Source organism: Exiguobacterium sp. LL15, assembly GCF_024436095.1.
In the GTDB taxonomy this organism is placed as follows: Bacteria; Bacillota; Bacilli; order Exiguobacteriales; family Exiguobacteriaceae; genus Exiguobacterium_A; species Exiguobacterium_A indicum.
In genome coordinates this window covers 1939950-1963589 of the sequence record NZ_JANFNX010000001.1, presented here as the reverse complement: position 1 = coordinate 1963589, position 23640 = coordinate 1939950, and the positions used below count along the sequence as shown (strand labels likewise).

The 23640-nt window shown below is 46.4% G+C and carries 32 protein-coding genes; 27 read left to right on the top strand and 5 right to left on the bottom strand.

All coding sequences use genetic code 11. The features are described 5' to 3' along the window. The first annotated feature begins 116 nt into the window (after nt 1-116). The 6 genes from NOM72_RS10300 to NOM72_RS10275 all read left to right on the top strand — a co-directional run bounded on the left by NOM72_RS10300 (nt 117) and on the right by NOM72_RS10275 (nt 6397). The gene (locus NOM72_RS10300) at nt 117-1073 is read left to right on the top strand and encodes an L-lactate dehydrogenase (RefSeq protein WP_029341069.1); all 957 of its coding nucleotides are present in this window, start codon (nt 117-119) and stop codon (nt 1071-1073) included. Nucleotides 1074-1327: 254 nt separating this feature from the next. Beyond that, nucleotides 1328-1837, top strand: coding sequence for a GNAT family N-acetyltransferase (locus NOM72_RS10295; protein ID WP_023467548.1), 510 nt, complete (start codon nt 1328-1330; stop codon nt 1835-1837). Nucleotides 1838-1996: 159 nt separating this feature from the next. Next, nucleotides 1997-3034, top strand: a complete 1038-nt coding sequence (locus NOM72_RS10290; protein ID WP_029341070.1) for a M42 family metallopeptidase — start codon at nt 1997-1999, stop codon at nt 3032-3034. Further along, nucleotides 3018-3221: a YqgQ family protein gene (locus tag NOM72_RS10285; RefSeq protein WP_023467550.1), complete on the top strand. Its 204-nt coding sequence runs from the start codon at nt 3018-3020 to the stop codon at nt 3219-3221. Before NOM72_RS10290 ends, NOM72_RS10285 begins: the two co-directional genes overlap by 17 nt. An 83-nt stretch (nt 3222-3304) precedes the next feature. Beyond that, a complete protein-coding gene (locus NOM72_RS10280; protein WP_035398324.1) occupies nt 3305-4255 on the top strand; it encodes an ROK family glucokinase in 951 nt (316 codons plus the stop codon). A 216-nt stretch (nt 4256-4471) separates the two neighbouring features. Continuing rightward, nucleotides 4472-6397, top strand: a complete 1926-nt coding sequence (locus NOM72_RS10275) for an LTA synthase family protein (protein WP_023467552.1) — start codon at nt 4472-4474, stop codon at nt 6395-6397. A 101-nt stretch (nt 6398-6498) separates the two neighbouring features. Here NOM72_RS10275 and NOM72_RS10270 read toward each other — a convergent pair whose 3' ends face one another. Continuing rightward, nucleotides 6499-6678, bottom strand: a complete 180-nt coding sequence (locus tag NOM72_RS10270) for a DUF2759 domain-containing protein (protein ID WP_023467553.1) — start codon at nt 6676-6678, stop codon at nt 6499-6501. A gap of 168 nt (nt 6679-6846) precedes the next feature. Between NOM72_RS10270 and NOM72_RS10265 the strand changes: the two genes are divergently transcribed. Further along, nucleotides 6847-7464, top strand: coding sequence for an MBL fold metallo-hydrolase (locus NOM72_RS10265; RefSeq protein WP_023467554.1), 618 nt, complete (start codon nt 6847-6849; stop codon nt 7462-7464). Between the two features lie 42 nt (nt 7465-7506). Here NOM72_RS10265 and NOM72_RS10260 read toward each other — a convergent pair whose 3' ends face one another. Beyond that, nucleotides 7507-7770, bottom strand: a complete 264-nt coding sequence (locus NOM72_RS10260) for a DUF2626 family protein (protein ID WP_023467555.1) — start codon at nt 7768-7770, stop codon at nt 7507-7509. Nucleotides 7771-7994: 224 nt separating this feature from the next. Here NOM72_RS10260 and NOM72_RS10255 point away from each other — a divergent pair, with 224 nt between their 5' ends. From NOM72_RS10255 to gcvPB, 13 genes are all read left to right on the top strand, one after another. Continuing rightward, nucleotides 7995-8381, top strand: a complete 387-nt coding sequence (locus NOM72_RS10255; protein WP_023467556.1) for a Spx/MgsR family RNA polymerase-binding regulatory protein — start codon at nt 7995-7997, stop codon at nt 8379-8381. Between the two features lie 62 nt (nt 8382-8443). Next, nucleotides 8444-9286, top strand: coding sequence for an ATPase, T2SS/T4P/T4SS family (locus tag NOM72_RS10250; RefSeq protein ID WP_023467557.1), 843 nt, complete (start codon nt 8444-8446; stop codon nt 9284-9286). Between the two features lie 14 nt (nt 9287-9300). Continuing rightward, the gene (locus NOM72_RS10245; protein ID WP_255999141.1) at nt 9301-10242 is read left to right on the top strand and encodes a type II secretion system F family protein; all 942 of its coding nucleotides are present in this window, start codon (nt 9301-9303) and stop codon (nt 10240-10242) included. Between the two features lie 17 nt (nt 10243-10259). Continuing rightward, nucleotides 10260-10571, top strand: coding sequence for a competence type IV pilus major pilin ComGC (locus tag NOM72_RS10240; protein ID WP_023467559.1), 312 nt, complete (start codon nt 10260-10262; stop codon nt 10569-10571). After that, nucleotides 10540-11001 carry a type II secretion system protein gene (locus NOM72_RS10235; RefSeq protein WP_023467560.1) on the top strand — a complete coding sequence of 154 codons (462 nt, stop codon included), beginning with the start codon at nt 10540-10542 and terminating at the stop codon, nt 10999-11001. Before NOM72_RS10240 ends, NOM72_RS10235 begins: the two co-directional genes overlap by 32 nt. A gap of 5 nt (nt 11002-11006) precedes the next feature. Beyond that, complete coding sequence (locus tag NOM72_RS10230) at nt 11007-11366, top strand: type II secretion system protein (RefSeq protein WP_023467561.1); 360 nt, start codon at nt 11007-11009, stop codon at nt 11364-11366. Nucleotides 11367-11385: 19 nt separating this feature from the next. Continuing rightward, complete coding sequence (locus NOM72_RS10225; protein ID WP_235147625.1) at nt 11386-11652, top strand: hypothetical protein; 267 nt, start codon at nt 11386-11388, stop codon at nt 11650-11652. After that, nucleotides 11628-11921: a hypothetical protein gene (locus NOM72_RS10220; RefSeq protein ID WP_035398316.1), complete on the top strand. Its 294-nt coding sequence runs from the start codon at nt 11628-11630 to the stop codon at nt 11919-11921. The genes NOM72_RS10225 and NOM72_RS10220 overlap by 25 nt, the downstream gene beginning before the upstream one ends. Next, nucleotides 11914-12399, top strand: coding sequence for a shikimate kinase (locus NOM72_RS10215; RefSeq protein WP_023467564.1), 486 nt, complete (start codon nt 11914-11916; stop codon nt 12397-12399). The genes NOM72_RS10220 and NOM72_RS10215 overlap by 8 nt, the downstream gene beginning before the upstream one ends. Next, complete coding sequence (locus tag NOM72_RS10210; RefSeq protein WP_023467565.1) at nt 12396-12710, top strand: hypothetical protein; 315 nt, start codon at nt 12396-12398, stop codon at nt 12708-12710. The genes NOM72_RS10215 and NOM72_RS10210 overlap by 4 nt, the downstream gene beginning before the upstream one ends. A 184-nt stretch (nt 12711-12894) precedes the next feature. Further along, nucleotides 12895-13977: a glycine cleavage system aminomethyltransferase GcvT gene (gene gcvT, locus NOM72_RS10205; RefSeq protein WP_050678404.1), complete on the top strand. Its 1083-nt coding sequence runs from the start codon at nt 12895-12897 to the stop codon at nt 13975-13977. Nucleotides 13978-13990: 13 nt separating this feature from the next. Beyond that, on the top strand, nt 13991-15337 hold the full coding sequence (gene gcvPA / locus NOM72_RS10200; protein ID WP_133207975.1) for an aminomethyl-transferring glycine dehydrogenase subunit GcvPA: 1347 nt from the start codon (nt 13991-13993) through the stop codon (nt 15335-15337). Beyond that, nucleotides 15330-16799 carry an aminomethyl-transferring glycine dehydrogenase subunit GcvPB gene (gcvPB, locus tag NOM72_RS10195; RefSeq protein ID WP_133207976.1) on the top strand — a complete coding sequence of 490 codons (1470 nt, stop codon included), beginning with the start codon at nt 15330-15332 and terminating at the stop codon, nt 16797-16799. The genes gcvPA and gcvPB overlap by 8 nt, the downstream gene beginning before the upstream one ends. Nucleotides 16800-16865: 66 nt before the next feature. On the opposite strand, the gene NOM72_RS10190 is transcribed toward gcvPB, so the two are convergent. Continuing rightward, entirely contained in the window at nt 16866-17246 is a 381-nt protein-coding gene (locus tag NOM72_RS10190) for a rhodanese-like domain-containing protein (protein WP_023467569.1), read from the bottom strand. A gap of 138 nt (nt 17247-17384) precedes the next feature. On the opposite strand from NOM72_RS10190, the gene NOM72_RS10185 reads away from it, so the two are divergent. The 3 genes from NOM72_RS10185 (at nt 17385) to hpt (ending at nt 19341) form a co-directional block, all read left to right on the top strand. Further along, the gene (locus NOM72_RS10185; protein WP_023467570.1) at nt 17385-18215 is read left to right on the top strand and encodes a lipoate--protein ligase family protein; all 831 of its coding nucleotides are present in this window, start codon (nt 17385-17387) and stop codon (nt 18213-18215) included. Between the two features lie 24 nt (nt 18216-18239). Further along, the gene (mntR, locus tag NOM72_RS10180; protein ID WP_035398709.1) at nt 18240-18662 is read left to right on the top strand and encodes a transcriptional regulator MntR; all 423 of its coding nucleotides are present in this window, start codon (nt 18240-18242) and stop codon (nt 18660-18662) included. A gap of 151 nt (nt 18663-18813) precedes the next feature. After that, nucleotides 18814-19341: a hypoxanthine phosphoribosyltransferase gene (gene hpt / locus NOM72_RS10175; RefSeq protein WP_023467572.1), complete on the top strand. Its 528-nt coding sequence runs from the start codon at nt 18814-18816 to the stop codon at nt 19339-19341. Nucleotides 19342-19398: 57 nt separating this feature from the next. Here hpt and NOM72_RS10170 read toward each other — a convergent pair whose 3' ends face one another. Both NOM72_RS10170 and NOM72_RS10165 read right to left on the bottom strand, forming a co-directional pair. Next, a complete protein-coding gene (locus tag NOM72_RS10170) occupies nt 19399-19800 on the bottom strand; it encodes an SA1362 family protein (protein WP_255999140.1) in 402 nt (133 codons plus the stop codon). Nucleotides 19801-19820: 20 nt separating this feature from the next. After that, on the bottom strand, nt 19821-20753 hold the full coding sequence (locus NOM72_RS10165; protein ID WP_023467574.1) for a DUF1385 domain-containing protein: 933 nt from the start codon (nt 20751-20753) through the stop codon (nt 19821-19823). A 156-nt stretch (nt 20754-20909) separates the two neighbouring features. Between NOM72_RS10165 and aroQ the strand changes: the two genes are divergently transcribed. The 4 genes from aroQ to accB all read left to right on the top strand — a co-directional run bounded on the left by aroQ (nt 20910) and on the right by accB (nt 23637). Beyond that, a complete protein-coding gene (gene aroQ, locus NOM72_RS10160) occupies nt 20910-21356 on the top strand; it encodes a type II 3-dehydroquinate dehydratase (protein WP_023467575.1) in 447 nt (148 codons plus the stop codon). Next, complete coding sequence (locus tag NOM72_RS10155; protein ID WP_023467576.1) at nt 21353-22417, top strand: M24 family metallopeptidase; 1065 nt, start codon at nt 21353-21355, stop codon at nt 22415-22417. The genes aroQ and NOM72_RS10155 overlap by 4 nt, the downstream gene beginning before the upstream one ends. Before the next feature lie 35 nt (nt 22418-22452). Then, nucleotides 22453-23019, top strand: coding sequence for an elongation factor P (gene efp / locus NOM72_RS10150; protein ID WP_023467577.1), 567 nt, complete (start codon nt 22453-22455; stop codon nt 23017-23019). 168 nt (nt 23020-23187) lie between these two features. Continuing rightward, on the top strand, nt 23188-23637 hold the full coding sequence (gene accB / locus NOM72_RS10145) for an acetyl-CoA carboxylase biotin carboxyl carrier protein (RefSeq protein WP_023467578.1): 450 nt from the start codon (nt 23188-23190) through the stop codon (nt 23635-23637). Nucleotides 23638-23640 lie beyond the last annotated feature (3 nt).

Genomic DNA, 23640 nt, shown 5'->3' with positions numbered 1-23640 from the left:
CAAAATGGACAAATGTGATTAATTTCACATGATGCAAAGAATGTGAAAGGTGTTACAATTTACTTGTGAGATAGTTAACAAACTCTTAGGACGAATGGAAGGGTGGACATAACGATATGGAATTACATGCGAAAGTGACACGAGTAGCCCTCATTGGAGCTGGTGCAGTCGGTTCAAGCTTTGCCTATCAGATGTCAACAGCTGGACTTTGTGAAGAACTTGTCATCATTGATGTCAACAAAGCCAAAGCAGAGGGCGAGGCAATGGACTTAAACCACGGAACACCATTTAGCTCTTCACCGATGCGAATATGGGCTGGAGACTACGCGGACTGCCGCGAAGCGGAAGTCGTCGTCATCACGGCAGGCGCTCCACAAAAACCAGGTGAGACAAGACTCGATCTCGTTGCAAAGAATGCGTTGATCATGAAAGAAATGATTCGTCAAATCATGGATTCCGGTTTTGATGGTATCATCGTCGTGGCTTCTAATCCGGTTGATATCATGGCGCATCTTGCCTGGAAATATTCTGGTCTTCCGAAATCCCGCGTATTTGGATCAGGAACGGTGCTTGATACAGCGCGCCTGCGTCAAATGCTCGGAGAATACTTTCACATTGATTCCCGAAATGCCCATGCCTATATTCTTGGCGAACATGGTGATACGGAATTCGCTGCCTGGAGTAACAGCCGTATTTATGGAAAAACGATTGATGAACTACTTGCTGAAGACGATCGTTATTCTCAAGCAGATCTTGATCAAATCTACATCAACGTCCGAGATGCTGCTTATCATATTATCGAGCGCAAAGGGGCAACCTATTATGCGATTGGGCTTGGGCTCGTTCGTATCGTTCGTGCCATCCTCGGAAATGAGAACTGTCTATTAACGGTCGGTGCGCATGTCGATGGTCAGTATGGCATTTCCGGTATCCATATTGGAGTTCCTGCCATCATCAATCGTCAAGGTGTGCGTGAAATCATTGAAGTCTCATTGACGGATGAAGAGTTGAAGAAATTCCATCATTCTGCTGATGTATTGCGTCAGACGCTTGAACCCGTCTTACAAGGATAATCGTACGAATCATGATGAAGGTGTTACGAAATAAAGTAGCAAAAAACTCAAGTGTTGGACCTGCTTCATATTGTCCACACTTGAGTTTTTTGATGTGGAGAACAAACACGTTAATAATTACATCTATTCGTCCGGTAGTAAAAAGAGAAAAATCTAGGTTTTATTTTACTAGAAAAGGGTTAAGTAAGAGATAGAAGCGTTTTTACGTCATTTTTTGTACGTCATGATACCCAAAAAGGAGAGAACCGACAGTCATGTATACTTTTCGAAAACTAACTAAAGAGGATGCAGAACAATACTGGAATCTACGCCTTGAGGGATTAAAAAATCATCCAGATGCATTCGGTCATTCGTTTGATGATGAACAGCAAACCCCGCTCCGCGAAGTACAAGAAGGACTTGAGGGAGAACCCGACTCCGATGAGGTTTGGCTTGGTATGTTCGACGGTGATACATTGTTTGGGTTTGGTCAGGTCAAACCATATGAATTGTCACGTGAATCGCATAAAGCGATGATTTCCGGAGTATACGTATCACCTGAATATCGTGGGGGTACTGGTCGTGCTCTAATGGAAGCCTTAATCGAGGAAGCGAAGAAGTTACCGGACGTCGAGCAAGTCATTCTTGCCGTTTTATCAGGGAACGAAGCCGCACAAAATCTTTATGAGTCGCTCGGTTTTGAAGTATATGCCGAAGATCCAGATTCCGTAAAATTAGAAGATGGCACATATCGTGATGATATTTGGATGAAGAAGTACGTCTAAGTTATTGAGATGGTGTGGAAAGAAGCTGTAGCAAAAAAGCGCTACAGCTTTTTCGCATGGTATCCGTAGGATATCAGTATCGGCAAAGAATGAATATTTGTTATCATGAGAACAAAGCGGATGTCACGTCGTCGTCCGATTGAAAGGGAGCGAATGAACATGAAAGAAGTCATACGTACGATTGAAGAGCTTGTCTCGATTCCGAGTCCAACAGGTTCGACAAAAGAAGCTATTACATATGTAGAAAAGCGATTGGTAGCAGAAGGGATCACGTATCGAAAGCTTGAAAAAGGAGCGATTTTAGCGACACTACCTGGTGCTTCAACGCGCACGCGGTTACTGACGGCACACGTCGACACACTAGGAGCGATGGTGAAAGAAATTTTACCAACAGGACGACTTCGTTTATCACAACTGGGGGGATATGCTTGGACAGCGATCGAAGGTGAGAACTGTCTCATTCACAAGATGGACGGTCAAACGATTTCAGGTACGATCGTGTTCCACCATTCGAGTGTTCATACGTCGCGCGAGACGAACAAAACGGAACGATCCGCTGATAATATCGAAGTACGGCTCGATATCCGTTCGACGACAGCAGAAGAGACGCGCGTCGCGGGGATTGAAGTAGGAGACATCGTAACGTTTGATCCGCGATTCCTCTATACGGAAACAGGATTCGTGAAGTCGCGCCATCTCGATGATAAAGCATCTGTTGCTTTGTTGCTTGAATTGATCAAGGAATGGAAAACAATCGAACTACCACACACGGTCCAGATCCTGATTTCAAATTATGAAGAAGTCGGATTCGGTGGAAATGCTGGATTCACGGAAGAAGTCGCAGAATACATCGCGGTCGACATGGGAGCACTAGGAGAGGGGCAACACTCCGATGAATTCACAGTCTCCATTTGTGCCAAAGATGGTTCTGGTCCGTATGACTTAGCTTTGCGCCACCAGTTAACACGCTTAGCACAACGTAATAGCATTCCATATAAAGTTGATATCTATCCGTTCTATAGCTCGGATGCCTCGGCAGCAGTAAGTGCGGGCCACGACGTCCGGCACGGATTGTTCGGTCCGGGAATCGAATCGAGTCATTCGTACGAACGTACGCATGAGACGTCGTTACAAGCGACATATGATTTGCTACATGCCTATGTAAAGGAGCCGATGGTCGATGAAGACACTGTATGACGTACAGCAGTTACTCAAGACATACGGGACATTCATCTATCTTGGGGATCGAGCGTCCGATATCGCGATGATGATGCTTGAACTCGATGAATTACAAGAAGCGGGCGTTTTGGAACAACGTCAGTACGATTCAGCGAAACTAATCTTACGACATGAATTAAAGCGTTCACAATCCGATAACATTTAAGATTGTGCAACCCTTTGCGCAAACGGGTTATGTCCGGTAAAATGATGAAGCAGACATTATATGAGTATAGGGGAGACGAAGCAATGAAATGGTTACTCGGCATTGATATCGGCGGAACGACAGTCAAGATGGCAATTTTGGATTTGCAAGGGATCATCGTAGAAAAGTGGGAAATCGAGACGGTCGTTTTGAATGATGGCGTACAAATTCCTGGAGATATTGCAAAATCTTTCTTTGAGAAGTGTCAAGAGAGCAATAAACGACCAGAAGATTTCGTCGGAGCGGGCATCGGTGCGCCGGGATTCATTGATTTTAATACAGGTGTCGTTGAGAAAGCAGTCAATATCGGTTGGAATAACTTTGAACTGATCGGTGAATTCGAACGTTTGACGGGTTTACCGGCTGTGCTTGAAAATGATGCGAACGCAGCGGCAATCGGTGAGATGTGGAAAGGTGCCGGTAGTGGGGCAACAGAACTCCTTGCTGTCACACTCGGTACGGGCGTCGGTGGTGGTCTGATCACGAACGGACAAATCGTGCATGGTACAGTCGGAATGGCTGGAGAAATCGGTCATATCACGATGTTGCCTGAAGGTGGCGTTCTATGTGGATGTGGTCGCAAAGGATGTCTTGAGACGATTGCGTCAGCAACAGGGATCGCCCGTCTTGGTCTTGAGAAGCGTAAAGAGAAGGAAACGTTACTCAACGACATCAAGGCAGTGACGGCGAAAGACGTATTCGAAGCGTATGAGAAAGGAGACCGGATCGCAACGGAAGTCGTAGAAGAAGTGACGTTCCACCTCGGTCTTGCCATCTCCAACTTAGCGAACAGTATTAACCCGGAAATCATCGTCATCGGTGGTGGTGTGTCAAAAGCAGGAGAGACATTGCTTGCACCACTGCGTAAACAGTTCGAACGCTTCGCTTTACCACGTGTTTTCGGATCGACGACGTTCAAGATTGCCGAACTTGGAAACGATGCCGGAGTCATCGGCTGTGCATGGCTTGCGAAGCAGATGTTTCTCAAAAAATGATAATATTCAATTTCAGTAGAAGGTTCGCTTCGGCGAATCTTTTTTTTGTTTACAAACGTACAGTAATTATGTGATTGTTAAGTATCTTCCGGATTCCAGTTGCATTTTTGTAAAACTAAGCGTAAAATTTTCACGTGATATGGGTATATGTAAATTATGATGTAAGTTGTGTGAACTGAAAGCAGAAAGCACATGTAAATTAGGAGGCAGGTTTTTATGCAGCAAGACGCAAACATCTGGTCGCGAATGCGCCTAAAGATGGGTCAAGGCGTTCGCAGCACCTATAAAGAGCACAAGCTCTTTTGGATTGCGACCTTATTGATTTGGTTAAAAACGTATTTAGCGTATACACTTTTCTTTAACGTTCCCGTAACAAACTCTGCGCAAGCATTCATTCTACTAATTAACCCAATTAGTTCAGCGCTCTTCATGTTCGGGTTCAGCTTCTTCTTCCGGGGAAATGTTCAAAAATGGTTCATCTACGGTACATTGTTCGTCGCGACACTCATTTTATATGCGGACATCATTTTCTTCCGCTTCTTTAATGACTATCTGACGTTGCCGGTATTGTTCCAAACATCGAATGCAGAGACCGTTTCTGCATCGCTCGGGTCACTCTTGAATTGGTCCGATTTATTGATCGTCGGTGACTTGATCATCTTACCGTTCTTCTTACGGAAAATGGACATGTCAAAAAACGTTGCGTCACGTGGACGCGCGATTCTCGCATTCGTTGCAGCAGTTGTCGTTTTCCTTGGAAACTTGACACTCGCTGAGACAGAACGTCCAGAATTACTCACACGTGCCTTTGACCGAGAACTGCTCGTTAAAAACATCGGAACATTTAACTTCCATATGTATGACGCACTCATTCAGTCGAAGACATCTGCGCAAAAAGCACTCGCGGACAGTTCTGAACTGTCGGAAGTTCAAAGCTTCATTGATTCAAAACATGCTGAACCGAACCCAGCTATGTTCGGAAAGTACAAAGGAAAGAACGTCATCGTCGTTTCCTTTGAGTCGGCACAATCCTTTGCAGTTGGATTAAAGGCACCAAACGGACAAGAGATTACACCGAACCTGAATAAGTTGATCAAGGAATCGCATTCATGGGATAACTTCTATCACAACACAGGACAAGGGAAAACGGCAGATGCTGAGTTCATTCTCGAAAACTCGATCTATCCACTTGGACGCGGTGCAGCATTCTTTACGAACGGAGAAAATGAATTCCGGGCAACTCCTGAAATGCTGAAAGAAGACGGCTATTATTCAGCTGTTTTCCATGCAAACAACAAATCGTTCTGGAACCGAGACATCGTCTACAATAGCTTTGGCGTCGATCGTTTCTTCTCAGAGACGGATTATGACCTAGGTGATCCAGCAGATTTGACGGAGTGGGGCTTGCTCGATGATAAATTCTTTGAACAGTCATTGCCGATGTTGAAAGATTTACCACGTCCGTTCTATTCGAAGTTCATCACATTGACGAACCACTATCCATTTGAGATGCCAAAACCAGAAGATGAACTTGTACCACCGCTTGAGACAAGTTCTACGACGCTGAACCACTACGTTCAGGCACTAGCGTATCAAGATATGGCACTCGGTAAATTCATCGAGGGTCTGAAAAAAGATGGTACGTGGGATGATACGATCTTCATGGTCTATGGTGACCACTATGGTATCTCGACGAACCACAATGCTGCGATGGCAGAGCTCATGAACAAAGATGAGTTGACACCGTATGATGTCGCGCAATTGCAACGTGTACCATTCGTGATCCATTTACCGGGTCAAACGAAAGGTGTTAAACATGAAGACGTCGCGAGCCAAATCGATATTAAACCGACATTGCTTCATCTGTTAGGACAAGACTTCAAGAATGAAGTATTGTTCGGTACTGATCTCTTCTCGAAACAGCACAAGGATTATGCGCTGTTCCGCGATGGTTCCGTCATAACAGACAAAACGGTCTATACGCAGGAAACATGTTATGATCGTCAGACGGGTGAAGAAGTAAAAGATGGAGAGTTAGCGGAGATGTGTAAACAATCTACGAAACAATCCGAGAAGGAGTTAGGACTTTCGGATAAAGTCATCTATGGTGACTTGCTCCGTTTCCTTCAAACTTCAAAATAAGATGAAGAAAACGAATCTACTTTCGAGTGGATTCGTTTTTTTGTAGAAAGACAAATAAAAAGAGAGATGCGCGAGGCATCTCTCTTTTTAACGTATCTTGATTACGATGGAATACCGCCGTAAATCAATGTCGCAATCCCGAACCAGCCGAATAAGACGACAGTCAGACCTGCGAATACGAGTGGAAACATTTGGCGTTTCTTAAGTGAACGAACGACGGCCCAAACGCCGACGAGTGCGACGAAGAAGAAAAGCCAACCGATTGGTTGATCCAAATGCATGACGTACTCCCCCTTAAACAATCACGTTATGAATTTCACGAAGATTTCACTTAAATCTCACTTTTTAGTTTATCCGACTGGCGGGATAAAGTCGAGAGGGCGTTGCAGGAACTTTCGACAATTTCGTGTATAGTAGGAGAAGAGTCTATTGTAAAGGGGTTTTATAGAATGGAAATCGTAATGATCACTTCCGGTATGGCATCTGAGAATGGTTATTTGTTATTTAAAGATAAGGAATGTCTCGTCATTGATCCGGGTACAGAAGATATGCGGTTTTTCGATGAGATTGAAAGTCGGGGAGCAACGTTAAAAGCGATTTTGTTGACGCATGCGCATTTTGACCACATTGGTGGTGTGGATATGTTACGACGCTTCACGGAAGCCCCTGTCTACGTGCATCCGGAAGAAGCAGGATGGCTCGGTAATCCAGAATGGAATGGTTCAGCAAAATTCGGAATGCCACCGATGCGGATGAAACCAGCGGATCATTTGTTGCAACCAGGACGATTGACGATCGGTAGCTTTTCGATGCATGTACTTGAGACGCCAGGACACTCACCAGGAAGTGTGACGTTCTACTTTAAAGGAGAACGGATCGCGTTCGGTGGAGATCTCCTGTTCCAGCAAGGCGTCGGACGAACGGATCTACACGGTGGGGATCAAGACGTATTGATGCGTTCACTGGATCGACTCATCGCGGAACTACCGGCAGATACGACGGTTTATCCAGGGCATGGTCCGAGTACGACGATTCGTCAAGAAATGAAATCGAATCCATTCCTCTGACTAAAAAAACTCGCCATCCAAAAGGATGACGAGTTTTTTTCATTACATCTGGAAGTTCGACCAGTACGTAAAGACGATGAAAAATACAGTTAAGTAAGCTCCAAAGATATAGACATACGTTTTTTCAGTTAAGCGCAAGTAACCGAGCGCTGCAAAAAAGACAGTTTGTGCTAAGAAGACGAAGCCCATGACTAAAAATGAATCCGTATGCTCACTTGAGCTTGCATCGCCACCCAATGCGCCGATAAATGCCATGACTGCGATGATACCAGTCCAGAAACCGAGTACGCGGTACATTCTCCCCATTCCTATAACCCCCTAAATCCGACAGATAGTCAATATACGTACTTATTTTACCAAGCAAACAATCATCCGTCCATCCTGTTCTAGTGATTGTTAAGGAATAACTGTGAACAAAAGATGAAGTTTCAAAAAAAGTTGTACAATAGTTGTACAAAAGGTGTACAAAGTCAAATTGACGTGCTATAGTAACTGTAATGAAACCCCACATTTTGAGAGGAGGAGCAAAAATGACGAATGAGTTAGTCTTTTTCACATACCCAAGCTGTACATCATGTCGTAAAACGAAATCATGGTTAAAAGAGGAACATGTTGATGTAGAGGAACGTCATCTGTTCAGAAATGCTCCAACAGTTGATGAACTCATGGAACTGTTGAAATTATCGACGGATGGGATTGAAAGTTTGCTCGCAACACGCAGTCAAGCCTTCAAGGATCTCGGCATTGATATTGAAGACATGAAACTCAGTGAGTTATTACGCCTCATGAGTGACAATCCGAAATTATTACGCCGCCCAATCATCACTGATGGAAAACAACTTGTTATCGGATACGATAAACCAGGTCTTGAGACATTGGCGAAGCGTAAACATCGGACAATCGCACACGTATCGTAAAGAAGCCGGTTTGGTCGGCTTCTTTTTTTTGTGTATTGTTTGCGGTAGGGAGGTGAAGAGAAATGAAGGAATGGACGACACAACTCATGGAACGATTCGAATCACTTGGTGCAACAGATGTTCATTTCGTACCGAATGAAGCTTGCGTCCGAATAGTTTGTCGAACGGGTGATGGTTTGTGTGAACAAGAAGAGGTGGAACTGACACGTTACCGGACACTTGTCAGTCATGTCCGCTATGAGGCGAACTTAAAGGAACAGAATGAGCGGATTCCGCAAAGTGGTTTGTATCCGCACGGGAAAAAGGGCATGCGTGTCTCGTTGTTGCCGAGTCGACAAGGGGATGCGATGTCGTGGCGATTTTATCGATCAACGGTCTCTCAAGAAACAGCTTTACGAACGTTACACAATCAATTGGACTTCGCTTGGTTAGCTGAACAACGACACGGGTGTATCGTCATTTCTGGATCGACAGGTGCAGGAAAGACGACGATGTTATATTCCTTGATGAGTGCAATGGAAGAAAAGCGAATCATCTCGATTGAAGATCCGGTGGAATGTACGGTACCAAACGTCTTACAACTGGAACTAAATGAAAAGGCAGGCTTCACTGCTACGCGATGTTTTGAGGAAATATTGCGAGCGGATCCGGATTGGATTGCTTTTGGTGAGGTGCGGACGAGAGAGGCAGCACGTTTGACGATGAATGCCGCACTTAGTGGTCACGTCGTGTTATTTACGTTACACGCTGGAAGTATTGATGAGGCGCGATTGCGATTGCGTAGTTTAGGGATCGAAGAGTCAGAACTAGCTGTCTGTCAACGCATCATTCATCTCGAGCGAAAAGGAGAGGATGTCCGCTGTACCGTCAGAAACTTACAAGCCGCGATCAAAGTCGGTTCTTAAAACGATATCACCGTTTGTTATCAAAAGGCATTTCCGCGAAAGAGACGTTACTCATTTTAAAACGATTCGAGCGTCAGCCGTTCGCGGAAGTAGTCGGAGAAATGGAACAACGTCTTGAGAAAGGAGACTCCTTTGCAGCATCGCTTGAACCGCTTGCGTTAACGAATACCTTAAAACGACTTCTTTTCGTTGGAGAAAGGACAGAGCGACCATTGCTCGTTCTTCGCCAAATCGTGAAACTGCTCGACCTCGAAACAGAAATGCGATCGAAGTTTTGGAAGATGATTCGGTATCCGCTTGTTCTAGCGACCAGTCTATTCCTTCTGTTCTTCTTTTACGCCCTCTACGTATTTCCGTTTCTCCTCGAGATGTCGGACCCGAAGACTCTCCCCTCATTTCTGCATCTCCTTCTTCACCCCTCTGCGAAATATCTGCTCGCAAGTATTCCCGTTATTTTGTTGACCTCCGGGTACCTCTTTTTTCGCTTCTTTCCGTTAAACCGTATTTTACGACTGAAACCGCTACAGCGTTTGATTCGCCTCTACTACAGCTATTTATTCACGATCGAAGTAGGATCGTTCATCGATGCTGGCTTCTCGCTCGAAGAGACCTTTCGCCATCTAGAGCAAGGACAAGCGAATAAAAAAGGGCATCTCTATGCTCGTCTACATGCTAAACAACAGGCAGGGGAACCACTTGCAGAAGCGCTTGGCGAAGATGAGATCATCGAAGCCGAGACGATTGGAATCGTCCATTTGGCGCGGGAAAGTGGCGATCTTGGACCGTTATTGCTTGAACAAGCGACACTTTTGCATGAGTCGATGGAAGAGGAACTAGAGAAAAAGTTGTTATGGATAGAGCCGATTTTGTACGGTGGATTGACGATCATGACGGGAACGTTGTTTCTCATCTTGTATTATCCGATACAGCTAGCGATACAGCAGCTTCCATTCTAAACAGAGGAGACGATACGATGAAACAATTCTTAAAGCGACAGGATGGATTCACCTTACTTGAGATGGCAGCCGTCTTATTGATCATTTCGTTATTACTGCTCGTTTTGATTCCAACGATGACAAGTGGAAAGGACCAGGCGAAAGGTGTGAGTTGTGAGGCGAACATTCGAGTCATTCGGTCAGAAGTAAACCTTTACTATGCCAAAGAGAAGAAGTACCCAGAATCGCTTCAGACGATCAATCGCGGAACAGCTGATAAACCGAATGCTCTCGTCTGTGATCAGGAGACGTATACGTATGATCCGAAGACTGGCGAACTTACGAAGTGAACGTGGATTTACCTTATTTGAGATGACGGCGGTGCTGACAATCATTGCTTGTTTACTTGTTTTTTTATTACCGGCACTGTTTGAAAAACGACCGGACTGGATTCCGCTTGAACAAGAGGTTCGTCTGATGGAACAAGATATTCAGACACTTCGACTGATGCAGTACTCAAAGCAAGATCAATCATTGATGCAGTTTCGATTTCGAGGAGACGGTGCAGGATACCTTGTCCTTGCGGATGACCGGTTGTTATGGCAACGGACATTCCAAAATGGTCATACGTGTACCGTTCCACCCTCGAATCGCATCATCTATTTTAAAAGCTATCACTCGATTTATGCAGCGACTTGGTCTTGCCGTTCGGCAACAGCCGAATATGAAATCAAATTCTTACTTGGGAACTATCAAATGGCAATCCGTAAAGTGAGGTGAGAAGGATGCAGAACGAACGCCAAGCGGGCTTCTCTTTGCTTGAAGTGATGCTCTCGATCGTTGCAATCGGTATCTTTATGATGTTAGCGATTGATCCTTATCTCGATTTACGGACGAAACAAATGAAATGGGAACAAGAGACGGAACAGCTTGAGCAGATGGCGACGGATCAAGTTGAAAACCGAACAGCGTCCTATGTCCTGAAACAAGGAGAGTGGTGCAATGAAACGATGTGTCTTGCGAGCGGAATCCGGAATGACCCTTCTCGAACTCTCATTCGTCCTATGGCTGAGCCCACTTCTTCTGCTGGCAATCTTGACATTGACCCCTCTCGTTCGTCCGCCGGAAGTCAACCGAATGAATGAAAAATTGTTCTTTCATACCGTGGAACGACTGATGTGGCGTAGTACGATGTGTGAGCGCGTCGGAGACGAGATTCGTGGAATGGACGTCAATCCGGGAGAGACGGCTGAAAAGTGGCGTCTCGTCCGTGTGCAAGATCAACTGCGTCTCAAGAAAGAACAGGGAGGTGAACTGACATACGCCCGCGACGTCAAACACTATACCGTGACAGGGGATGCCGAGATTCTCTCGATTCAGTTGAACGACAGCAGACGTTCCTTCCGATGCGTCAGGAAGGATTCATCTTGATTCAAACGTTACTGTTACTTCTAGGAATGGGAGTCGTGCTCTTGATTTCTTGTCAGCAAATTGACGAAGAGATGCGGCATCATCAGTTAGAGCAAGAAGCCCTTCAACTCGAGTCTCTCATCCGAGCGGCGAAAGCAGATTGTACGAAGGACGAGACCCTCCGCTACCCAATCGGACAAGTCAGCTGTACAGCGACCGATAAAGGCTTTAAAATGGAAGCGAGATTAGAGAATGGTCAAAGAATCGAGGCGGTCGTCACACATGAGTAAGGTTTATTTGATTGGGTTTATGGGAACTGGTAAAACAGCCGTCGGACATCGATTGGGTTCACAATACGAGGTCGACGAACTGGATGAACGGTTCGAACAGGAACATGGACAAACGATTACCGCTTTTTTCGCTGAGCATGGCGAAGCAGGGTTTCGTACACATGAAAGCGAATTGTTGAAGAGTAGCAAAGCCGAAGTGGTCGTCACAGGTGGCGGGATCATCGAACGAGAAGAGAACCGACTGTACATGCAGGAGTCCGGAACAGTCGTCTGGATCGATACACCCTTTGATTTGATTTGGGAACGGATCGCCGCTGATCCGAATCGTCCACTCGTGACAGAACGGGAACAAGTGAGACGATTGTTTGAACGTCGCTATTCCTTATATGCTGGAGTAGCTACTGTCCGACTTGAAGGAACGGCATCAATCGAAGAATTAACGCGTGCGATTGAAACTGTATTGGAGGAGAAGTCATGATTTGGATTACGTTAGGTATTATTTTATTGGCTATCATAGGACTCGTGTTGTTTGGATTCAGTCTTTACAAAAAGAAGCTGTCTCAGGATATTCGGCAGTTAAAACAACTGATGGAGCGCTTTACGATTCGTCAGCAAACCTTGCAGACGAACATTGATCATACGACGCAGCGAATCGATCAAATCAAAGGGAATATCAATCGAATCACTGAAGAAGGAAATCGTGTGAAGCAAGGAGCGAGCCAATTGGTGACGGAAGGTCGTCGACTCCAGGAAGAAATCAAACGAACTGCCGGAATCAAACAATTTTGAAATGGCTTTCATGGGAAGAATATGAAACAATAGGAGAGAAGGGACAGGGTCCTTTCTCTCTTTTTCGTATGTTCCTTTTTCCGAATAATACTAGATAATTATGATTTTAATTGGTAAGATGGATTTGAAAATGGAACATTAAAGAGAAGAGAGAGTGAAAACGTTCGTAAATAGGGGGATTTGTATGAGTCAAACGACATTGAAAAGAACACCGTTATTCGAAACGGTTTCGCAAACCGGTAAGATGGTGGATTTTGCGGGATTTGAAATGCCAGTTTTGTTTTCCTCGATTAAAGAAGAACACGTTGCAGTAAGGGAGAACGTCGGCATGTTCGATGTCTCGCACATGGGAGAACTGTTCGTCAGCGGACCGGATGCTCTGACGTTTTTACAAGCTACATTATCGAACGATATTTCAAAGATTGCGGTGGGGCAAGCGCAATATAACGTCTTATGCCAAGAAGACGGTGGGACAGTGGATGATTTACTCGTCTATCGTTTGGCAGAAACGGACTATCTTCTCGTCGTCAATGCTTCGAACATTGAAAAAGACGAACAACATTTACGTCACTATCTAACAGGGGACGTTACGCTTGAGAATCAATCGGAACAATATGGTCAAATTGCGGTCCAAGGACCACGTGCGGAAGCCATCCTTTCCGGCATGACACCACTTGTCTTATCAGAGATCGGATTTTTCAAGTTCCAACAGGGGACGGTTGCAGGAGTGGAAATGATCGTCTCGCGCAGTGGGTACACAGGGGAAGATGGGTTCGAACTCTACATGGCAGCTGGTGACGCACCTGCTGTCTGGCAAGCACTGCTTGAGCAAGGTGTCGTACCATGCGGGCTCGGGGCACGTGACACATTACGGTTTGAGGCATGTCTTCCTCTTTATGGACATGAATTATCAGCAACGATTTCACCAATCGAAGCTGGAATGGGATTTGCGGTCAAACCTCAAGTCAAACCGTTCGTCGGTTCGGAAGTCTTGTTGCAACAGAAAGAACAAGGAGCACCGCGGCGCTTGATCGGTCTTGAATTACTCGATAAAGGGATTGCGCGTCAAGATGCACCGGTTTGGCATGACGGGGAAGTCGTTGGTGTGGTGACGACAGGTACGTTGCCGCCGACAGTCGGAAAAGCGATTGCTTGGGCACTCGTTCCTGCAGAAATAGCGGAACAAGAACAATTTGAAGTGGAAGTACGCGGAAAACGTTTAGCAGCGAAACGAACAGCGACACCGTTTTATCGTCGCACGAAATAAGGGGGATATTTCTATGGATTTTCGTTATTTACCAATGACAGCAGAAGATGAGCAAGCGATGTTACAGACGATCGGTGCAGCATCGATCGAAGATTTACTCGCTGATATCCCGGCATCCGTCCGTGATAACGGTACATTGGAAGAAGTCGGTGTGCCACTTCCGGAAACGGACTTGATTCGGACGCTATCGAAGCTTGCCGACCAAAACATGAATACGAAACAATATCCATCGTTCCTTGGCGCAGGCATCTATGATCATTATGCACCTGCTGTCGTCAATCATATGTTACTGCGCTCAGAGTTTTACACTGCCTATACACCGTATCAGCCAGAGATTTCGCAAGGTGAACTACAAGCGATTTTTGAATTCCAATCGATGATTTGTGAATTGACAGGGATGGATGTCGCGAACTCGTCGATGTATGACGGTATCACGGCGTTAGCGGAAGCGGCTATGCTTGCTTGTGCCCATACGAAGAAAAAGACGATCGTTCTTTCAGACGGCGTTCACCCGGAGGCACACGATGTCGTTCGGACGTATGCGAACGGTCCAGGACTAAACGTCGAGACGTTGGCGCTTGAGCAAGGTGTCACACGGATCGATCAACTCGATGCCATCGAAGACGTCGCCTGTGTCATCGTGCAGTATCCGAACTTCTACGGTCGTGTCGAAGAACTACAAGCATTGGCCGATGCGACTCATGCTCGTGGTGCGCTGTTCATCGTCTCTGCGAATCCACTGGCACTCGGTATCTTAGAAGCACCAGGTAAACTTGGCGCTGACATAACGATCGGAGACTGCCAACCGTTCGGAATTCCACAAAGTTTTGGTGGACCGACGTGTGGTTATTTCACGACGACAAAAGCGTTGATGCGTAAGATTCCGGGACGTCTCGTTGGGCAGACCGTCGATGAGAATGGGAAACGCGGTTTCGTTCTGACGTTACAAGCACGTGAACAACACATTCGCCGTGACAAGGCGACATCTAACATCTGTTCGAACCAAGCGTTGAATGCACTCGCTGCTTCGATCGCGATGAGTGCACTCGGAAAACGGGGTATCCGGGAACTCGCGACACGCAACTTGCAAACGGCACATGCCTTAAAACAAAAGCTGAAACAGGCTGGCTTTACGATCGTTGACGATGGACCGAGCTTCAATGAATTCGTCGTTACGCTACCGATCGATGCAACACGTGCGAGTCAACAATTGCTCGATCACGGGATCATCGGCGGTTTGCCGTTAGGCGCTTATGACGCGGCACGTCAGAATGAAATGCTTGTTTGTGCAACGGAATTACGGACGAATGAAGAGTTGGATCAATTCGTGACAGCGTTAGGGGGACTCACACATGAATGAGCAAACATTGATCTTTGAAATTTCTAAACCGGGTCGTATCGCCTATAGCTTACCGTTACCGACTGTCGATGAGGTGGCAGTAGAAGAATTGTTACCGACCTCGATGTTACGGAAGGAAGACGTGGCACTACCGGAAGTATCTGAACTTGATCTCGTGCGTCACTACACGGCACTTTCGAACCGTAACCATGGTGTGGATTCTGGATTCTATCCACTCGGGTCATGTACGATGAAATACAATCCGAAAATCAATGAAGATATGGCGCGCCTCCCTGGCTTTGCACACATTCACCCGCTTCAACCAGTCGAAAGTGTTCAAGGGGCACTCGGTTTGATGTATGATCTGCAAGAAAAACTCGCGGTCATCACAGGAATGGATGAAGTGACGCTCCAGCCGGCGGCGGGAGCACACGGTGAATGGACAGGCTTGATGCTGATTAAAGCCTACCACCACGCACGTGGTGACTTTAAACGGACGAAAGTCCTCGTACCGGACTCGGCACACGGAACGAACCCGGCATCGGCATCAGTCGCTGGATTTGATACCGTGACGGTTTTATCGGATGAACGTGGTCTCGTTGATCTAGCAGACTTAAAGAAAAAAGTCGGTGACGATACAGCGGCACTCATGTTGACGAATCCCAACACGCTCGGTTTGTTTGAGTCGGATATCGTCGAAATCGCAAAAGCGGTTCACGAGGCGGGTGGAAAACTGTATTATGATGGTGCGAACTCAAATGCGATCATGGGCATTGCTCGTCCAGGGGACATGGGCTTTGATGTCGTCCACTTGAACTTGCATAAGACGTTCACAGGACCGCACGGTGGCGGCGGACCAGGATCGGGTCCAGTAGGGGTCAAACAAGATTTGATTCCGTATTTACCGAAACCAATCGTCCGCAAAGAAGAAGATCGTTATGTCCTCGACTACGATCGCCCGGAAGCAATCGGTCGTGTCAAACCATTCTACGGTAACTTCGGCATCAACGTTCGTGCCTATAGCTATATTCGGACGATGGGTGGGGCAGGTCTCGCTCGCGTCTCGAAAGAAGCGGTCTTGAATGCGAACTATATGTTGGCTCGTCTCAAAGGTGCGTATGACGCGCCATACGACGTCTATTGCAAGCACGAATTCGTCTTGTCGGGTAAACGTCAAAAAGCATTAGGTGTCCGGACGCTTGATATCGCTAAACGTCTGCTTGACTTTGGATACCATCCACCAACGATCTACTTCCCGTTGAACGTCGAGGAGTGTATCATGATCGAACCGACGGAAACAGAGTCGAAAGAAACACTCGATGCCTTTTGTGATGCGATGCTCCAGATTGCAAAAGAGGTCGAAGAGACACCGGATGTCGTCTTGAACGCACCACACACGACGGTCGTCAAACGGATGGACGAGACACTTGCTGCTCGAAAACCGGTCTTACGCTACGAACCAAAACAAGAAGTACACGCATAAGCTGTTTCATAAAAAAGAGGATCTCTCCGACGAAGGAGAGATCCTCTTTTTGCGATGAACGAAGCATTAGCTCCGTTTGATTTTTCCTGACCACTGCTTGAATCCGCCTTTTAACTGATACAGATTCGTATAGCCTGCTTTTTTCAAGACTTTTGCAGCCTGTGAAGAACGCATGCTACCTTGACAATACAAGTAAATCGGCATGTCTTTTCGTAATTCCTTCGAGCGCATCTTCATTTGGCTGACCGGGATGTTACGGGCACCGACGATGTGTCCACCTTTGAATTCCTGTGTTTCGCGAACATCGACGATTTGTGCTTTACGGTAGTTCGCACGGAATTCTTCTTGCGACAATTTCGTGATACCTTTGACCGGCATGAAACGCCAAGCGATGTAGGCGATCAGCGCGACCCATAATACGATCGTAATGATAGTTCCAGTTTCCATATTCGACTTCCAACCCCTTCGTTCGTTTAACCTCTGTTTCATTATAGTCAACGAAATCGATTTCGGCAATCGACTCGTGATTGCGCGACCGAGAATGGGTTTGATACACTAAGACGGAAACGTTTTGGGGGTGCTCAAGTGAACAGAGAGTGGCAAGTGTTGACGACGCCGGCGATGGAGCCGGCAATGAACATGGCAATTGATGAAGCATTGATTCAGTTCGTCGGGCGTGGTGAAATCGCACCAACGCTTCGTTTTTACTCATGGGAACCACGCGGACTAAGTGTTGGTCATTTTCAACGGGCAACCCGTGATATCGATCGTGAGCGGATCGCAGAGCTCGGGATTCCAATCGTGCGTCGGATGACAGGAGGGCGCGCTGTCTTGCATGCAGACGAGTTGACATACAGTGTCGTCATCCCGGAAGATACAGAAGGTTTACCACGCACGGTCATCGAAAGTTATCGGATGTTGACGGAAGGGATTCGCAAAGGATACCATCACCTCGGCATTCCGGTCGAATTTTCCGTTCCGTTGACGGAAGAGGAAAAAGAAGAATTACGGAAGCCGAAATCAGCCGTTTGTTTTGATGCAGCATCGTATTATGAACTCGCTGTCGGAAAACGGAAAGTCGCCGGAAGTGCACAAGTCCGCCATCAAGGCGTTGTCCTGCAGCACGGCTCGGTCCCGCTCTCTGTCGATGAAGGTGAATTGTTTGATTGTTTCTTGTATGATGATGAGTCAACGCGCGAGCGGATGAAAGCACGTTTTTCAGGTAAAGCTGTCGCTTTGAATGAGCTAGCAGGTCGCGCTGTAGCATTTGACGAGGTACGAGAAGCGTTCACGAAAGGCTTCGAAGAGGCGCTTGATTTGTCGTTCGTTCCGTTAACGTTCACTAGCGAGCAGTGGCAGGAGATTGAGCGTCTTGCCGAGAAATACCGTAGTGATGAGTGGAACTGGAAACGCTAATGAATGAAATGGGAAGGTGATGTCGTGCCAACTCCGAGTATGGAAGATTATTTGGAACAAATTTATAAACTGATCGAAGATAAGGGATATGCCCGCGTGTCGGATATAGCGGAGTCGTTAGGAGTTCACCCGTCCTCGGTAACGAAGATGGTTCAAAAGCTCGACCGGGAGACGTACCTCGTTTATGAAAAGTATCGGGGGCTCATGCTGACTCCTAAAGGACGCAAAATCGGAAAGCGTCTCGTGGAACGACACGCCTTACTTGAAGATTTTCTTCGTCTCGTTGGTGTAGATGAAGAACTGATCTATAAGGATGTCGAAGGAATCGAGCATCATATTAGTATCGAAGCATTGGATAAGATTAACGGAATGATTCAGTTCTTTGCGGAACGTCCTGGTTTGAAAGAGGAACTGCATCGCTATCAACAAGCCCATCCAGAGGATTGAGGCTTGTTTTTTTATATTTCCTTACTAATAAAAAAGTTCTTAAACACGAACAATTCATTACATTTTTATGATAAAGTGCGCATTTTAAGTTGGATATGCTATACTGAGCCTGAAAATGGACGAAGGGGGTGGCGGGTGTTCGCACCTTGTCATGGAAATCACGATTAAAGAAAAATTAGTGTCGGAGTCACAACTGAAAGAAAAAGTTCGTGAATTAGCACAACAGATCGAAGCAGATGCGGCTGGGCGTCAAATCGTTCTCGTCGTCGTGTTAAAAGGATCGATGGTCTTTGCTGCCGATTTGATGCGCGAAATCAAAGGAAGCGTTCAAATTGATACAGTCGCGTGCTCTTCTTACGGAACAAAGACCGTCTCTTCCGGGCGTGTTCAGTTGAAGAAAGATCTCGATCTCGATGTGCAAGGGAAATATGTCGTCGTCATCGAAGATATCATCGACACAGGGCGGACGCTCCATTTCTTATGTGATCACATGAAATTGCATCAACCCGGAGTTCTCAAAGTATGTACATTGCTTGATAAACCGGCACGTCGTGAAGTAAAACTCGACGCAGACTATGTCGGTTTCGAGATTCCGGATTACTTCGTTGTTGGGTACGGAATCGATTGTGCGGAGGAATATCGCAATCTACCGTATATCGGTTGGGTCGAAACGGATTGAACACGAAAAAAGGAGGTTCGTCGCATGACGAATCTCCTTTTTAATGTACTTCTGAAATTAGAAAGCACGTTTTTTCTTTTTGCCTTTTTTTCCTTCGATGACTTTCAGATGAGGCGCTTTTGAACGATCCCGCAACGGTCTGACTTTATTCGATGCCGGCGCTTTTGAAGACTTGACCGGTTTTTTCTTAAAGTCTGTCCGGCGAACAGAATTCGAAGAGCCATGCATTTTTTTTGATTGAGCGACGGATTTTCGGTACTGAGCATTTGCGCCCGTTCCGACGCTTCGATTACGAGTCAGGAACTTAAAGAGCAAGAAGATGATCCCGGCGGTAATCCCGAAGAACAGCAATTGTGAAAACAGACTACTTGGATTATTGACGAGTTTATATCCGAAGCCGACAAAAGCGAACAGTAACACGACGAGTGCAAATGTAGAACCAATGCGTTGTCTGATCATAATATCACCCCTGTTATCGATTAACCCAGTGCATTCTCATGTAGGTTATGTTCCTGTTTTTCCAATGCTTCAAACGCATAAATCGCAACCTCGATCTGTGCATCGTCCGGTTCTTTCGTCGTCAAGTATTGTAACCATAGGCCAGGCAAGGCAATGACGCGAAGTCCTTTGATGTGCTGTGCTTTGTTCGTCAGCTGCAACACTTCAAATGAAAGACCGATGACGACCGGTAATAAAGCGATCCGGCAGACGAGACGCAACCAAAGCGGATCCGTTGGCACGATCAGATAGACGAAAAATCCGACGATGACGGTGAAGATCAAGAAACTCGAGCCGCAACGGTAATGAAGACGACTGCTGACGCGAACGTTTTCGACCGTGAGTGGGCGTCCTGATTCGACGCAGTTGATGACCTTATGCTCTGCACCGTGATATTGAAAGAGTCGTTTGACGAGCGGAGTCAATGAAATCACGTAGAGGTAACTGAACAAAAGCGTTAATTTGATTGTTGCTTCGATGACATTTTGAATGACATGTCCTGATAAAGCAGGGAACACATCGAATAGTGACGCAAGGAAAGCAGGTAGTAACGTAAAAAGTAATTTACCGAAAAAGAATGATAGGACTCCGACGACAGCTACGCCGAGCCATTTCGTCAAAGGGCTGGCAGTCGTCTCTTCCGGCTCTTCTTCACCAGGTTTGACACCGTATCGGTCACTTGCGAAGTTCATATGACTGGCACCATTCGCTGAGGATTCCATCAAAGCGAACAAGCCACGTAGAAGTGGAATTTTTTTGCCTTTAGCGATTCGTGGTCGAACCGGTTTTTGTTGGGCGAACGTCTCGATCGACTCATCGTTTCGACGAATCGCTGAGACCGCGTGGGTCGCATTTTGGAACATGACGCCTTCGACGATGGCTTGACCACCGACCGGCGGATTAGTCGTTTTCATAATAGAACGCATCCCGTCTTCATTAAAATTAGGTGTATCGTCAGTGTACTTGATTTACAACAAAAAAACTATGTTCGACTCGTCAAAACGAGGTAATCTTTAGGAGTCGGAAATCGGGTTATGATACAATGAAAAGGAATTCGAGGAGGTGTTTTTTTGCGTGTCTTGATATTAAACGGACCAAACTTGAATTTACTCGGAACACGCGAACCGGATACATATGGAACGGCGACATTAGCCGACTTAGAACACGACCTTCGCACTTATTTTCCGAACATTCAGTTTCGGTTTGAACAATCGAACCATGAAGGACGATTGATTGATGTTCTTCACGAGGAACGGGGAGCGGACGGTATCGTCTTCAATGCGGCTGCCTACACGCATACGAGTATCGCGTTACGTGACGCGATTGCTGCGATCGAAGCACCCGTCATCGAGGTTCATCTATCGAATGTCCATGCGCGTGAATCCTTCCGGCATCATTCGATGATCGCACCCGTCTGCCAAGGTGTCATCGCTGGACTTGGCATGACGGGATATCGTCTGGCAACGGAGGCACTCCAAGCTTTACAACAATCGGAACAAGGGGGAAATCAATCATGAAACAACGGATCGAGGCGTTACAAGCAGCTTTAAAGGAACGGGACCTTCCAGGGTTACTCGTCACGAAGGCAGAGAATATTCGTTACATTTCCGGCTTCACGGGCTCAAGTGGTGCATGTCTCGTAACAGAAGAGCAAGCGTACTTCGTGACGGATTTCCGTTACACGGAGCAAGCGGCAGACCAAGTTAAAGGAATGGAGATCGTCCAAATCGAACGTTCGATTCCAGAGACGATGGGCGAATTGATGGCAGGAGCGCGTGTTCGCGCGGTTGGTGTCGAAAAGGATGCGATGACACTCGGTGCTTTTGAAGCATACGATCAAGCTTCAGCAATCGAGCTTGTTCCGACGACAGGAATCATTGAAAACCTACGCTTGATTAAGGATTCGTCAGAGATTAAGATGATTAAGGAAGCGGTGGAGCTCGCAGACGCGACCTTCCAACACATCTTGACGTACATTCAACCAGGACGAACGGAACTTGAAGTATCAAATGAACTAGAATTCTTCATGCGGAAGCATGGAGCGACGTCTTCTTCTTTCGATACGATCGTGGCATCGGGCTATCGTTCTGCCTTGCCGCACGGTGTTGCCAGCTCGAAGGTCATTGCGACGGGTGAACTCGTCACGCTTGATTTCGGAGCGCTCTTGAACGGTTATGTTTCAGATATCACACGGACTGTCGCAGTCGGTCCGATCAATGCCGAGTTGCAGAAGATCTACGATACGGTCTTGCAAGCGCAACTAGCGGGTGTCGACGGCTTAAAACCAGGCATCACTGGGATCGAAGCGGACGCATTGACACGTGATATCATCAAAGAAGCAGGTTACGGTGAGTACTTCGGTCACTCGACGGGACACGGTATTGGTCTAGAAGTACATGAAGGACCTGGCTTGTCGTTCCGCTCTGAGACGAAACTTGAACCGGGCATGATCGTTACGGTCGAACCAGGTATCTACGTGCCGCAAGTTGGCGGATGCCGGATTGAAGATGACGTTTTGATCACGGAAACAGGTCGAGAAATTCTTTCGTCTTCACCAAAAGAACTGATCACTCTCTAATTCAGAGTGACGGGACATTTTAGGAGGAACCATTCATGGTATCAGTAAACGATTTAAAAACAGGATTAACGATTAAGACTTCAGACGGTATGATTTGGCAAGTACTTGAATTCCAACATGTTAAACCAGGTAAAGGGGCAGCGTTCGTTCGGACGAAAATGCGTAACATCCGTAACGGAAACATCCAAGAGATGACATTCCGTGGTGGTGAGCGTGTCGAGCGTGCACACATCGAGCGTAACAAGATGCAATACCTTTACCCAATGGGCGAGACTTACGTCTTCATGGACACAGAATCGTATGAGCAATTGGAATTGACGACGGCACAAGTCGAAGCAGCTCTTCCATACTTGCTTGAAAACATGGAAGTTCAAATCGCGGTTTACAACGGCGAAATCCTCGGTCTTGAATTGCCGAACACAGTCGTCATGACGATCGTTGAAGCAGAGCCTGGCGTTAAGGGTGATACAGCTTCGAACGTCAAGAAAAATGCGACAGTGGAGACAGGTCATATCATTCAAGTCCCACTCTTCATCGAAGCAGGCGAAAAAGTAACGGTTGATACACGTACAGGTGATTTCACAGGTCGTTACAACGGATAATATTGAAACGACAAGACGTCTCTCACCTTTTATCAGGTCGAGAGACGTCTTTTTTCATCCAGCTTGACTTGCATCCAATGGTATGACCAGTTAATATAAGTATTTGAGTAGGCATTAGCACCTGGTATAATAATTGTGAATACAGCATAGATGGGGGAAGAATGACAGATGAAAATCGATCAGTTGAAACAAGTACTCGAAATGCTCGATCAGTCGAGTGTAAATGAACTCTCACTCGAGACGGATACGTATAAATTGAAGTTGAAGAAACAAGGAGAAACAGTAACGGTCTCGCACCAAGCACCTGCTACTCCAGTGGCGGCGCCAGCTCCTGTGAAGCAAGCGGCAGCACCAGTCGAGGAAGAGGTGACTACGGATGATACGGTCACGATCAATGCCTTGATGGTCGGAACGTTCTATTCGCGTCCGAATCCAGATAAACCTGCATACGTCAAAGTCGGTGATCAGATTGAAGTGGGTCAGATCGTTTGTGTCCTTGAAGCAATGAAACTCTTCAATAACTTAAACTCGGAAGTATCTGGAACGGTCGTCGAGATTCTTGTCGCCGATGGAGATCTCGTTGAATTTGGTCAACCACTCTTCCGGATCCGTCCGTAAACG